The sequence below is a fragment of the Endozoicomonas atrinae genome, assembly GCF_001647025.1.
GTDB lineage: Bacteria > Pseudomonadota > Gammaproteobacteria > Pseudomonadales > Endozoicomonadaceae > Endozoicomonas > Endozoicomonas atrinae.
This window is the reverse complement of record NZ_LUKQ02000064.1, coordinates 15,867-28,144: the sequence shown is the minus strand read 5'-3', so window position 1 is coordinate 28,144 and position 12,278 is coordinate 15,867. Positions and strand designations below refer to the sequence as shown.

Here is a 12,278-nt window from a genome sequence, read left to right as displayed (position 1 = left end):
TCTACGCTGTGGCGCAGCTGCAGGGCGGTGGCTCTCAAGTGGAATACATGACCGTAGAGGAGATCATGAAAGTGCGTGACTCCTCAAAAGCCAAAAACGACGGGCCGTGGCAGACGCACTTTGAAGAAATGGCAAAAAAGAGCGTTGTCCGTCGGCTGTTTAAATACCTCCCGGTTTCTATTGAAGCACTCACCGCTGTCGGTCTGGATGAACGGGCGGACGCTGGCCTGTCTCAACATAACGAGGCGCTGCTGCGTAACGATGACGGGGGTGTCGTGGTGGATATGGATACCGGTGAAATTATCGACGGCGCTGTCTCCAGTGCTGCGGATCTCAATAAGGCACTCTGATGGGTGCCGCCTCTAAAAAGGATAATCTTATGGATGAGAATGTGTACGTGGTTTCTTTTGGCTCGAATCAATGGATGTTGAACTCGGTGGAGGATGCGGTCGTGCTGCTTAAATTGCTGACAAAAGCACAGCCAGTGTATGAAACCTTTCAGGGCGGTGAATTTGTTATCCGGCACTCAGACGTGGACAGCAAGCCCGAATTGAAGGTGCGTAACGTTTCCGATATCGATGGCGAGCATTTATAAGGGAGGTGATGGTCATGGGTGCTGAACGACTGATTGATACTGAGTGTCTGCTGCAATGGACAGGCTACGTTTCCGTTGATCAATTGGAGCGCTTTCTAAGGCGGCAAAATATCCGCTATGCAAAAACAGCAGGAGGTCGTCTGGTCACTACGCAAGCTGCTATCGATGCCTGCTTTATGCAGCTCCCTGGTAACACTGAAGACGACGAGCTTATTCGTTCTGCTGAAGTGGAAAAACTGACAGGCCTGAATCGTGTCGCTATCTACCGGCAGGAAAAAGACGGTAAATTTCCGAACCGTGTTCAGATCGGGCCTCGCTCTGTTGCATGGAAACGTTCAGAAATTATTGCCTGGGTAGAAAAACGGAGGCTAGGGTAATTTACCCTAGCTCATCCCCATCGGTTTATTTTCTTCCAGTATTTTCTCTAATAAGTCGTTCCATACATCCATCGCTTTTTTCTTCTCGTCGAAGTAATCAAACTTATCGTAATTTTTGTCTGCTACATCCATTGAACCGTGACCATGAAGCATGTTTTTTATGTGTTTATCTATGCCTGACGGGCCTAATAATGTTTTTACGGTCGTTCTGGTTGCGCCTAAGGTCAGAGGCCTTAGTCTGGATTTTTTGCTCAACTCCTGCATAGAACTATAAAGACGCTTGCTTGCCAATGGCCGATGCTGGTTTAAGCCTGAACCGATACGCCCTGCAAATGGATAGTCACAATGCCCTGTTATCTCCTTCACTGCCTTTATTTCTGCCAGTGCTAATTTGTTAAGCGGTACTATGTGCGGAGTTTCTTTACCTCCTCGTTTTTTCTTCATGTTGGAAATAACAAAAAAAGGATGTTCTGAATTCAACAGGTATTCTTTCCAGCTGACTCTTAACGTCTGATTTATTCTCTGACCACCGGTTGCAATAATAAATCGGATAAAACGTCCCGTTACAGGGCCTTTATATTTTATTGCGTTGTGCCAAATGGTCGCCAGCTCTAACTCTGACCAGTCATCTTTTCCTGCGTTGTTGTATTTCGGGTTTTGTTTCACGAATTGCAGAGGGTTAGCAATCAAACCGAATTCATCTTTTGCTCCAATGGTCATATTGCTATCTAGCACCACTTTCATGACCTTATTGAATGCCGCTTTTAAGTAAGCCAGCGTATGATTTGCCATCGGGCCTTTCCCCTCTTCAAGCAAATCCTCAAAAACAGGCTGTAAGTGATCCCACTCGATGTCTCTGGCTTGCATGGTCATCAGCTCTGGCAGGTGCTCTCTTAACCGTTTGAATGAACTATTAGCGTCAGCTCTCGTTTCAGGGTTTTCTAACGAATCCTCATACATCTGCAATAATCGCCCGAAAGTCCCATAGCCTTGGGTATCAGCCAGTTTTATTCTGCGCCGCAGGCCTGCTTCCTGTTCATCCTTTTGCTGCTGTATCACTTCTTTTGGATTTTTCCCTTCCTTTCTTATCTCCGCTTGTCTAGTTACCTCATCAAATGCTTGGGGTAGAGTTATTCTGTCTTTCCTTATCCGAGGGGAATACATACCTAGATGTAATAATTCTCTCTTTTTCTCCCATTGAAATTTGTAATAAAAATCTATTTTGTGGGCGGCTATTCTTGCTAACAAAACACCCGGCAAGTCATCCAGTTTATTAGTCAGTTCACGTTTAGCTTTTGACCCATGCACTTCCGCCTGAATTTCGGCCAGTGCCACATCGGTTATCACGTCCATAGCTTCTCCTTACTCTCTGTTTTTATTCTGTGGTTTATTAGACATGGTGGCTGTTTTTGGGTTCCTTTCCACTTTGGTGGCTGTTTGAGTGGCTGTTTTTAGCTTACAGGAACAAAAGTACTGAATAATAGTGAAACATTGCCGATATAATGGGAAGCGGCACAATGCATTGATAACACAAGAGATAATGGATTTATGGAAGGCGGAAGACGTATAGATACGAATTTAAAAAAAAGTGCCGTTTTAATTGTTGATGATGAGCCACTGGCCCGGGAACGGCTGAGACACCTGATTGGCCGGATTGATAACTTTATGGTGCTTGAAAATGAGGCCAGTAATGGACGGGATGCCATTGATCTCTGTGGCCAGTACCACCCGGATATTGTGCTGATGGATATTCGCATGCCCGTTATGGGTGGGCTGGAAGCTGCCAGATATATCAGCTCCATGGACAAACCACCGGCGGTCGTTTTCTGTACCGCTTACGACAATCATGCTCTTGAAGCCTTTGATGCCCAGGCCGTGGGTTATCTGCTGAAACCGATTCGCCAGGAAGACCTGAATCAGGCATTGCAACGTGCCAGTAAACTGAATCGTCTGCAACTGGCCTGGCTGAACGACCATCTGCCAGAGCATAAAGAACAGGGCCATATCGCGGCCAAAACATTGCGTGGTATTGAACTAGTTCCCCTGAATGATGTGCTCTATTTTATGGCGGATAATAAATATGTGACGGTTCATCACCGTCATGGTGAAGTGCTGATCGATGACCCGCTCAAAACCCTGGAAGAAGACCACAGCCAGCACTTTGTAAGGATTCACAGAAACGCACTGGTTCGTCGCGATGCTATTGAAAGCCTGTCCCGTGATGACAAGGGCCACTGCTTTATCCATCTCAGGGAAGTACCAGAGCCACTGTCCATCAGCCGACGTCATGTGCCACAGATCAAGAAGATAATGCAGTCCCTGTAACAACAGGGACATGCCTGGCCTAACTGCAAAACTGTCTCTTAAAGCCCGTCTATCGTATTATCCCCTACAACTACGTTGCCAGTTGCTGACTGGCACTCAATTTGAGCACTATTTCAACAACAGAAGCCGTCATTCCTGTGAAAACCGTTCGTATTGCGACCCGTAAAAGTGCCCTTGCCCTGTGGCAGGCAGAGTATGTCAAGCAGCAGCTGGAATACCACCATCCGGATATTCAGGTAGAACTGGTCAAAATGACCAGTCAGGGTGATCGCATTCTAGACGCTCCACTGGCAAAAATTGGTGGCAAGGGGCTGTTTGTCAAAGAGTTGGAAAATGCGCTGATGGAAGGCCGTGCAGATATTGCTGTGCACTCCATGAAAGATGTCCCCATGGAGTTTCCGGAAGGTCTTGGGCTTGGGGTTATCTGTCCGCGCGAAGACCCACGGGATGCCTTTGTCTCAAATCACTATGCCTCTCTGGATGAACTGCCACAAGGGTCCGTTGTGGGCACTTCAAGCCTTCGCCGGCAGTGTCAGATACTGGCCGCCCGTCCTGACCTGACGATTCAGTTTCTGCGAGGCAATGTGAATACCCGATTGGCCAAGCTGGATGATGGCCAGTATGACGCTATCATACTGGCAGCCGCCGGGCTGATTCGACTGGAGATGGCCGACCGTATTCGTGATTATCTGGATACAGGCCTGAGCCTGCCGGCTGCTGGACAGGGCGCCGTAGGTATTGAGCTGCGTCTGGGTGATGAAGAAACAAGGCGGCTTATTGCCCCTTTGCACGATGAGCAAACCGCAATCAGGGTTGGTGCTGAACGAGCCATGAATAGACGCCTGAATGGTGGTTGCCAGGTACCTATTGGCGGATTTGCTGAACTGGACGGAGATCAGCTGTTTCTCAGAGGTCTGGTCGGCAGCCCTGATGGACAAACCATCTATCGAAGTGAAGTGACATGCGCCGCTGAAGATTATGAATCTGCAGGTATTCAGGTGGCTGAATCTCTCCTGAAACAGGGAGCGGACAAGATACTTGCTGAGCTGTCTCATCACTGACTATCGGGTAATTAGAGAACAATGAACCTGTCACATATCCGAGCACTGGTGACCCGTCCTGAGCCACAGGCTCAGGCACTGACAGAAGCCATCAGGGAAGCAGGTGGCCTGGCCTGGCCGCTGCCCATGCTGGGTATTAATGCCCTGGCAGAAACACAGGCAATGAGAGATTGCCTGCTGATGCTCGACCAGTTCGACCATGTTATTGTTACCAGCCGCCCGGCTGCCCGTCTGGGGGTTGAGCTGATCGAACGATACTGGCCACAGCTACCGGTTCACTGCCAGTGGTTTGCTATTGGCAGCAGCACAGCGGCTGAACTTGAGCAGTTTGATATCAGGGCTCAATATTCGGAAACCGGCGTAGACAGTGAAGCCCTTCTTACTTTGGAAGCATTTAGCAATGTGCAGGATAAGAAAGTCCTTATTCTCAAAGGAGTAGGGGGACGAGAGGTGCTGGAGGGGCAGCTCAGTCGTTCAGGTGCCAGTGTTCACACTATGGATGTTTATCAACGTTCCTGCCCAACCTATGAGCGCAATGCAGTCGTAAAAAAGTTGGAAAGCCATTCAATCAATGTCATCCTCTGTGGTAGTGGAGAAACCCTGACAAATCTTGGGTACTACCTACCCATGTCCTATCGAGCTGACTACCGGCTGCTTGTTCCCAGTGAACGGGTTGCCAGACAGGCACATAGTCTGGGTTTCCAACAGGTAACCAATACCTGTGGAGCCAGCAACGAGATGATGTTGCCGGCACTGGAGGCTATCCCGACATAGCGTCGGTAGTGAGGGTGGAGGCCTGTTTTCTGACTCCCTACCACCTCAAATCAGACTCTTTTGAAAAGAGAATGGGATCCCCTGAAGAAGTGATCACGAATCCTACAAGATCCAGAAAAATGATCGCGACACTTTCTCTGACCATCCTCTAGAACAATCGGAAGGCCAAAGCGTGAGCGATACAGACCAGAACACAGACCGTTTACCAGAAAATACACCTGAAGATGTTCAGCAGAAAACAGACATCACTTCAGCGACAGAGTCCAATTCAGAAAAGCAAGCCGCCAAAAAGAACAGAACCAAGGGGCCAGGTAAAGGTCTGGCAGGATTTGCCCTGTTGATATCCGCCTGTGCCCTGGGCCTTAGTGGCTACATCGGCTGGCGTGCCATGCCGCTGGAACAGAGCCAGCCGGTGCTTCGTGAGGGAATGGACCAGCTGCAGACCCAGATCGCACGTCATCAGGCCAGGCTGACGACAGTGGCACAAAACGCCTCAACTGATATTGAGAGACAAAAAGAACAGTTGCAAGCTCTGCAACAACGCGAAGCCAGACTTTTATCCCGAATTGATACGCTTTCTAGCAAAGTCAGAGAGCTTGAAGGCTCTACACGTAACCAATGGCGTGTTGCTGAAGTCGAATACCTCATACGTCTTGCCAATCAGCGGCTACTGACGGTCAATGACATCACCGGCGCCCTCGAGCTTATGGCCAGTGCAGAGCAGATACTGGGGCAATTGGACGACTACACTCTATTTCCTGTCAGAGAAGCCCTGGCAGAAGATATGGCGGTTCTGAAATCTACCGCCATATTGAACCAGGAAAGCATCTGGCTCAGACTCCAGGCAATTGCAGATCTAATCCCTGACCTTGTTATCCTGGATGATAGCCATATTGCGGATGTGGCCACTGCCTTGAAACCTGGATCAACTGTCACGGATGGAGCCACCCCTCCAGCTGAAAGTACCTGGCAGGAAACCATCAAGGCGATGTTACTGGATACCTGGCACCGCTTCACCAGCCTCTTTCGTATCAATACCCAGCGTGAACAACCCATTGAAGTATTGCTGACACCAGAACAGGACCAGTTAATTCGTCAGAAGATGCTAATGCTGATCGAACAAAGCAAACTGGCACTGATAACAGGGCAACAGTCGATATATCAGAACAGTCTCAAGCAAACCAGTGACTGGCTGAGTCGTTATTTTATGTTAGGTGGTGAGGCAAGCAATGAGCTGGCTAGAGAGCTTGCGGACTTGGAAGGGCTCTCTATAACCCCAAAAATGCCCAATATCCATCGTTCTCTGGATGCATTGAAAGACCACCAGTCCAGCTCCAATACCTCTCCCACATTACAGCAGGAACGAAATTCGACCACCGGGCCCGAAGAAAACAAAGTGACGCCAGTATCACCGGGAAAAGACGATGAGAAAAGCAGTAAACCAGTGACAGAGCCGGATCAGCCTGCTGAACAGGGAGTGCAAATTTCATGAAAGGGTTTGCACTGTTCCTGATCATTGTTTCGGCCTGCTTTTTACTGGCCAATATCATGGTGAATGACCATGGTTATGTTCTGATTGCTTACGATGAGATGACGTTTGAAAGCAGTCTCTGGGGGTTGCTGCTGCTGGTTGTTATTTCCCTTGGCCTGGTCTGGCTTGGCGTGATCATTTGCCGGTTACTGCTGGGCACATTCAGTTTTATCTACCCACTGTCAACGGGTGCCCGAAAAGCAAAAGCCAGGAAACTGTTTGATCGCGGTCTGGCTGAGTTTACCAAAGGTCACTGGCGCAAAGCCGAACGACTCCTTGGCCAGGCGGCGAAAAGTGGTGAATCACCGTTGATCAATTACCTGGCCGCCGCCAGAGCGGCCCATGAAGCTGGAAATTACGAAGCCAGTGCAAACTGGCTGAGGCAGGCTGACAGCAAAGCGCCTGGTGCAGAAATGGCAATCGGCATCACCCAGGCCCAGCTTCAGCTGGCAAGTAATCACCTGGAACAGGCCCTCGCAACACTGAAACACCTGCACAAAAAGTACCCTCGTCATGGCTACATTCTGAAAATGCTCAAACAGGTCTATATCCGTCTGCATGACTGGCAATCTTTGGAGAAACTGCTGCCCAAGCTTCGCAAGCAGAAAGTAATTAAGGATGACGAATACCATCAGCTGGAACAACAGGCATTTAAAGCCCTCTTCGAACAGGCTTATAATTACGGTCGAAACCGCTTCTCTGCTGAAGAGAAAACCAAACCAGCTGACGATATCTGGTCCGGCCTGAGTCACAGCCAGAGAAAGGATCCGGTTATCCTCTATCGTTACTGTGACTGCCTCGTACGGCTGGGTGCCGAAGAAAAAACCGAACTGCTGCTGCGAGAAAACCTCAATCACTGCTATAGCGAGCAATTGATCCGCCTTTATGGCAAGACGCCGGGTAGAGATCTGAAAAAGCAATTGCTTTTTGCAGAATCACTGCTCAACCAGCGTACAAATGATCCTGAGCTATTACTGGCGCTTGGTCGTCTGGCACTGCGCAATGAGCTCTGGGGTAAAGCCCGGGAATACCTTGAAGCCAGCCTCAGGCTCCGTAAAAGTGTTGATGTTTATAACGAGCTGGGTCATCTTCTCGCACACCTTGATGAGTTTGAAACCAGCTCGCGCTATTTCCAGGAAGGCCTGTTATTAGCGGCTGACAGTGCAACCAATCTGCCAAGGATTCATAAACAATGAATGGCCTGTTTGTTGGCGCCATCAGCGGTATGACGGCAGTGGCACTGAGCGCCTTTGGCGCTCATGCGCTGGAAGGAGTTATCTCCGAACGGTTGATGAACGTTTTCCAGACCGCAGCGGACTATCAGTTCTACCACAGTTTGGCATTGCTCTTAGTTGCCTTGCTTGGAGTCAATTACCCTTCCTCAAAAAAACTGAAATGGAGTACAGGTCTCTTTACTGTGGGCATTGTCCTGTTTTCAGGAAGTCTTTATCTGTTAAGCCTGAGCGGTATTCGCTGGCTGGGGATGGTAACACCCATCGGAGGCATTGCGTTTATTCTAGGCTGGTTAACATTAGCAATCTTTGCTGCTAAAGATTATCAGAGATAAAAGAAACGATTACTCGTTACATAAAAATTGCAGAATCCCCCTGAAGAGGTATAGCTCTGCCATTGGCATAAATGACAACTTCGGGTTGCATAACACTTGGAGGGTTTTCTGTTAGCTGCGGACTATTGCTATGAGTAGCAATATGAGCATCGATATCCTCCTGGCTCTTTTCGATATTACAATCAGGTTCAGAGCACTTTACTTTCAGGCTTCTCAGGCATTCTATTTCTTCACAGGTATACTCGGTGAGATTTTTGTCATTGACACACGAGGAACAACCCGTGTGTTTTTCCAGCCTGTCATGATTATCCAGACATACCCTGCACAGCACATGTTCACAGGTCTTAACTCGTTTACCGTTAACATCAAGCCGTCCACAGTGGCAGCTCATGTGATTTAATGTCTCAAGAACATCCCTTTTCCCGAGGTCTTCTGCAGCAACCTGAACTTGGTTACACGCAGAAGTACTAACATAAACACCTGACACTCCTGGCATAACACTAAACACCTTTGAAAAATCTGCTGGAGCAAGTTGCCCTGAATAGCATTCAGAAAGACTGAACATCTGCAGTTAAATTTGTAATACTGGATAGATCCTGAACGGGCAGATTTAGTTCCATTGAATTTGCAATTTATATTCTGGCCAGTATCTTACACCGATTATTTTTTACGAACTCAGATGTCCATGAACGATACTGTGAAACCGGTCGACGAGACTGACGACCCACAACAGGAAATCCCCCACAAGCGTCAGATCAAGAGCTTTGTGCTCCGTGCAGGCCGTATGACGACGGGCCAGCAGAGAGGCTGGGACGAGTGCTGGCAAGACTGGGGACTGACACTGGAGCAGGGCACCGAGGGTTTCCTGAATACCTTTACTGATGAAGCACCACGAGTTCTGGAAATTGGCTATGGTATGGGACATTCCCTGGTAACCATGGCTGCCCAGGAGGGTGATAAGCACTTTATTGGCATTGAAGTCCACCGCCCGGGTGTGGGCAGTCTTCTTAATGAAGCTCGTCTGGCGGGTATCAACAATCTGAGAACCTACTGTGACGATGCTGTTGAAGTACTGAAACAGTGCGTGCCTGATGGCAGCCTGGCGCGGGTACAGATTTACTTCCCGGATCCATGGCACAAAAAACGTCATCATAAGCGCCGCTTGATTCAGCCCGCTTTTATTGAGTCTATTCGTCCCAAGCTGGAAATTGGCGGCATTATTCATCTGGCAACTGACTGGGAAAACTATGCCGAGCAGATGCTGGAAGTCATGAATTCAGCAGAAGGTTTCGAGAACCTGGCCACTGATAACGGTTACTCACCAAGACCGGATTTCCGTCCGCTAACCAAGTTTGAAAAGCGGGGTCATCGATTAGGGCATGGGGTCTGGGACTTGCTATTCAAGCGTACCCTATAGAACCAGCTCTTGTGCAGTTGGGCGGTAAACGTCGGCGGCTCAATATACCCCTATCATGAATAAGGTTATAGCGGTTCTCAATTTCAGATTGAGTAAAGGGTTCCACTCGATCTAAAACTATTCCATAAAATACACATCTATATACCCATTAAATTAACTTAATGGGTATTCAAAATGGCAGACCAACTACGTCCAAACCCGTTTCGGCCAGTCCAAAATTTTGCTGCACCGGGAGTACCAAATCAGCCTCGTCCAGAGCACCCACCACAGTACAGGCAGGTTCAGGCAGACAAAAAATTACCAGAACATACCCGACACTATGGATCAACTACAACAAACCCAAGAGGTTTAAATACGCACAACATAACATCCAGAGAATCTTCTTCCTCAAGCTATCTCAAAAGTCATACCGGTATAAATACTGGCCCATCTGGCTCCGGGACATCATCGCAACAGGCAAGTCGCTCTCATATTCATCCAGGTACCAGCAGCAAACCAACATCCAGTCCCGCTGTAGAAGATTTATTCAGTCACCCTTCTATTTCAAACCCCTCGTATTCCCAACACACTCCTCGACAACCATCAGTAAGTTCCCAACATGAAAGCCGTTCTTCATCAATGAGAACAGAGTCCCACTCCAGTAGCCGAACATCATTGCCCTCATCGCATCAAACAAACCCCGGTCATGTAAGAACCACGTTCCGGGAAACAACTATAAGTAGTCGTGAGCTACCAGCCCGACCCAGGCCTTCGGAACCAAGTAGCTTTGAGAAAATGGAACAAGATATGGAACAAAGAGTGAATGAAATCAGGTCTGAGTGGAAGAAAGACAGCGAAGCTCGCCGTAAGGAATTTTTTTCAGATTTTGACTCAAAAAGTGAGGCACTTAATAGAGAATTTGTTAGTTTTAGAGAAAGACCTTCTACAGCACCTCTGGCTCAATCAACTGCCATGCTCAGTAGTGGAAGGAGTCAGATTGAAAGCCACTCAGACAGTCAAAGAACAATTCAAGCCACCTACACAGTGTCCCACACTCCTGAAAAAATTGCCTCAACACTGGGAAAAATAGTGGAGAAGCATATTGAGTGTGCCACATCAAATGTTAACGATGCTCTTAAATTTCTTCAAACAGCCCTAAAGGATGCTCACGGAAAACTATCCTGGGGCATAGCATTAAAACAGATTGCGACCGACGCCCTACGCAGTAGTCAAACAAGATTGGGGGCTCTTAGTCGTGAATACCAAAATGCAAATAAACACTGCTTGGCCGATGGTGATATCCCTGAATTTAAAGAGAAAGTACATCAATGTGTTCAACCATTTTTGGAGAAAGTAAAAAATATAACACCTGACCCTGGTAAAGCGGTTACCTTCGAAATAAATATTACTACGGCTTATGGTGATAAGACCCACAGAACACAGCTGACCTGAACATACCTCAATGACAAGCGAATCTCTTACGCAAACAGCTCCAACAAATCATTCAGAAAAAGCCTACCTGTAGAGGTAGGCTTGAGTCGATTATTTTCTGCCAAAACAGGCTCAAGCAGCCCTTGCTGCTGAGCTAAGTGTAATTGCCTGCTTATATCACCCAGTGTTTGTCCCGTTCGTTCAACATAGAGTTGAGTTTCTGCGCCATCATGAAGCCGCAGCACATTCATCATAAATTCAATAGGCAATTCATCAGCTTCCAGCACTCGTCGTCCTGACTCAAAGGCATGGGAGATATAGTGATCAGCAGCCAGGTAATCAGCCGGCATACGGGTTTTCCAGTTTCGATAAATCTGTCCCGTCGATATATCTGTTAACTTGCCATGGGCTCCCGCGCCAATGCCAATATAATCACCAAACTGCCAATAGTTCAGGTTATGTTTTGAGCGTCGGCCAGGCTGACTGTAGGCAGATATTTCATACTGTTGAAACCCCGCTGATGCCAGTAAGGCCTGTCCTGCTTCCTGAATATCCCAGAGCGTATCATCAGGCGGTAATGCCGGTGTTTTGGAGTAGAAAACCGTATTTGGCTCAATGGTCAGCTGATACCAGGAGATATGCGCTGGCTGAAGGTCAATAGCCTGCTTCAGGTCATAAAGAGCGTCGTCAGGAGATTGACCAGGCAAACCGTGCATCAAATCGATATTGATATTGCTGAAGCCGTGACTGGTGATTGAAGCAATGGCTTGTCTGGCTTCACCGGCACAGTGAATACGCCCCAGAGCCGCTAACTTTTCATCCTGAAAGCTTTGCACGCCCAATGACAAACGGTTCACCCCAGCATCCAGATAAGCCTGAAAACGATCGTGCTCATAGGTGCCAGGGTTAGCTTCCATGGTGATCTCGATATCATCCGAGAACACCACCCGCGCCTGAAGGCCTTTAAACAGCTTCTGATAAGCGTTTGCTGTCAGCAGGCTGGGCGTCCCACCGCCAATAAAAATCGAGTGTATTGGACGCCCCTGGACGCTTGGCAGTTCGTTTTCAAAATCATTCAGCAACGCTTTGATGTAAGCGTCTTCAGGAATATCACCAGTGATCCTGTGCGAGTTGAAATCACAATAAGGACACTTCTTCACGCACCACGGAACATGAATATAAAGGCTAAGAGGAGGAAGCTTGAGCATGTTAACAGCACTG

At 48.1% G+C, this 12,278-nt stretch carries 14 protein-coding genes; 11 read left to right on the top strand and 3 right to left on the bottom strand.

Going from position 1 to position 12,278, the window contains the following annotated elements:
* The 3 genes from AK963_RS11215 to AK963_RS35300 form a co-directional block, all read left to right on the top strand.
* Window positions 1–350, top strand: a 350-nt coding sequence (locus AK963_RS11215; RefSeq protein WP_175404491.1) for a recombinase RecT, incomplete at its 5' end; no start/stop codon positions are given.
* A 29-nt stretch (window positions 351–379) separates the two neighbouring features.
* Window positions 380–595, top strand: coding sequence for a hypothetical protein (locus AK963_RS11210; protein ID WP_139117358.1), 216 nt, complete (start codon window positions 380–382; stop codon window positions 593–595).
* A gap of 14 nt (window positions 596–609) precedes the next feature.
* Complete coding sequence (locus tag AK963_RS35300) at window positions 610–972, top strand: helix-turn-helix transcriptional regulator (RefSeq protein WP_238593702.1); 363 nt, start codon at window positions 610–612, stop codon at window positions 970–972.
* A 6-nt stretch (window positions 973–978) separates the two neighbouring features.
* Here the strand turns inward: AK963_RS35300 and AK963_RS11200 are convergent, their stop codons facing one another.
* A complete protein-coding gene (locus tag AK963_RS11200) occupies window positions 979–2,325 on the bottom strand; it encodes a tyrosine-type recombinase/integrase (protein WP_066015531.1) in 1,347 nt (448 codons plus the stop codon).
* A gap of 195 nt (window positions 2,326–2,520) precedes the next feature.
* Between AK963_RS11200 and AK963_RS11195 the strand changes: the two genes are divergently transcribed.
* From AK963_RS11195 to AK963_RS11170, 6 genes are all read left to right on the top strand, one after another.
* Window positions 2,521–3,297 (top strand): LytR/AlgR family response regulator transcription factor, encoded by a 777-nt coding sequence (locus tag AK963_RS11195; protein ID WP_066015530.1) that lies wholly within the window; start codon window positions 2,521–2,523, stop codon window positions 3,295–3,297.
* Between the two features lie 101 nt (window positions 3,298–3,398).
* A complete protein-coding gene (gene hemC / locus AK963_RS11190; RefSeq protein ID WP_420795608.1) occupies window positions 3,399–4,358 on the top strand; it encodes a hydroxymethylbilane synthase in 960 nt (319 codons plus the stop codon).
* Between the two features lie 21 nt (window positions 4,359–4,379).
* A complete protein-coding gene (locus AK963_RS11185; RefSeq protein WP_083232588.1) occupies window positions 4,380–5,132 on the top strand; it encodes a uroporphyrinogen-III synthase in 753 nt (250 codons plus the stop codon).
* A 172-nt stretch (window positions 5,133–5,304) separates the two neighbouring features.
* Window positions 5,305–6,624 carry a uroporphyrinogen-III C-methyltransferase gene (locus AK963_RS11180; protein WP_066015529.1) on the top strand — a complete coding sequence of 440 codons (1,320 nt, stop codon included), beginning with the start codon at window positions 5,305–5,307 and terminating at the stop codon, window positions 6,622–6,624.
* Window positions 6,621–7,859, top strand: coding sequence for a heme biosynthesis HemY N-terminal domain-containing protein (locus AK963_RS11175; protein ID WP_066015528.1), 1,239 nt, complete (start codon window positions 6,621–6,623; stop codon window positions 7,857–7,859). The genes AK963_RS11180 and AK963_RS11175 overlap by 4 nt, the downstream gene beginning before the upstream one ends.
* Window positions 7,856–8,230 carry a DUF423 domain-containing protein gene (locus AK963_RS11170; RefSeq protein ID WP_066015527.1) on the top strand — a complete coding sequence of 125 codons (375 nt, stop codon included), beginning with the start codon at window positions 7,856–7,858 and terminating at the stop codon, window positions 8,228–8,230. Before AK963_RS11175 ends, AK963_RS11170 begins: the two co-directional genes overlap by 4 nt.
* 16 nt (window positions 8,231–8,246) lie before the next feature.
* On the opposite strand, the gene AK963_RS11165 is transcribed toward AK963_RS11170, so the two are convergent.
* Window positions 8,247–8,726, bottom strand: a complete 480-nt coding sequence (locus AK963_RS11165) for a hypothetical protein (protein ID WP_139117357.1) — start codon at window positions 8,724–8,726, stop codon at window positions 8,247–8,249.
* Window positions 8,727–8,915: 189 nt separating this feature from the next.
* Between AK963_RS11165 and trmB the strand changes: the two genes are divergently transcribed.
* Window positions 8,916–9,647 (top strand): tRNA (guanosine(46)-N7)-methyltransferase TrmB, encoded by a 732-nt coding sequence (gene trmB, locus AK963_RS11160; RefSeq protein ID WP_066015525.1) that lies wholly within the window; start codon window positions 8,916–8,918, stop codon window positions 9,645–9,647.
* A gap of 786 nt (window positions 9,648–10,433) precedes the next feature.
* Window positions 10,434–11,078, top strand: coding sequence for a hypothetical protein (locus AK963_RS11155; protein ID WP_066015524.1), 645 nt, complete (start codon window positions 10,434–10,436; stop codon window positions 11,076–11,078).
* Window positions 11,079–11,104: 26 nt separating this feature from the next.
* Here the strand turns inward: AK963_RS11155 and hemW are convergent, their stop codons facing one another.
* A complete protein-coding gene (hemW, locus tag AK963_RS11150; protein ID WP_066015523.1) occupies window positions 11,105–12,265 on the bottom strand; it encodes a radical SAM family heme chaperone HemW in 1,161 nt (386 codons plus the stop codon).
* Window positions 12,266–12,278: the final 13 nt, after the last annotated feature.

Bases quoted from the DNA above. Each gene is read 5' to 3' on its own strand.
- AK963_RS11210 (WP_139117358.1), top strand. From the start codon at position 380: ATGGATGAGAATGTGTACGTGGTTTCTTTTGGCTCGAATCAATGGATG.
- AK963_RS35300 (WP_238593702.1), top strand. From the start codon at position 610: ATGGGTGCTGAACGACTGATTGATACTGAGTGTCTGCTGCAATGGACA.
- AK963_RS11200 (WP_066015531.1), bottom strand. From the start codon at position 2,325: ATGGACGTGATAACCGATGTGGCACTGGCCGAAATTCAGGCGGAAGTG.
- AK963_RS11195 (WP_066015530.1), top strand. From the start codon at position 2,521: ATGGAAGGCGGAAGACGTATAGATACGAATTTAAAAAAAAGTGCCGTT.
- AK963_RS11185 (WP_083232588.1), top strand. From the start codon at position 4,380: ATGAACCTGTCACATATCCGAGCACTGGTGACCCGTCCTGAGCCACAG.
- AK963_RS11175 (WP_066015528.1), top strand. From the start codon at position 6,621: ATGAAAGGGTTTGCACTGTTCCTGATCATTGTTTCGGCCTGCTTTTTA.
- AK963_RS11170 (WP_066015527.1), top strand. From the start codon at position 7,856: ATGAATGGCCTGTTTGTTGGCGCCATCAGCGGTATGACGGCAGTGGCA.
- AK963_RS11165 (WP_139117357.1), bottom strand. From the start codon at position 8,726: ATGCCAGGAGTGTCAGGTGTTTATGTTAGTACTTCTGCGTGTAACCAA.
- trmB (WP_066015525.1), top strand. From the start codon at position 8,916: ATGAACGATACTGTGAAACCGGTCGACGAGACTGACGACCCACAACAG.
- AK963_RS11155 (WP_066015524.1), top strand. From the start codon at position 10,434: ATGGAACAAAGAGTGAATGAAATCAGGTCTGAGTGGAAGAAAGACAGC.
- hemW (WP_066015523.1), bottom strand. From the start codon at position 12,265: ATGCTCAAGCTTCCTCCTCTTAGCCTTTATATTCATGTTCCGTGGTGC.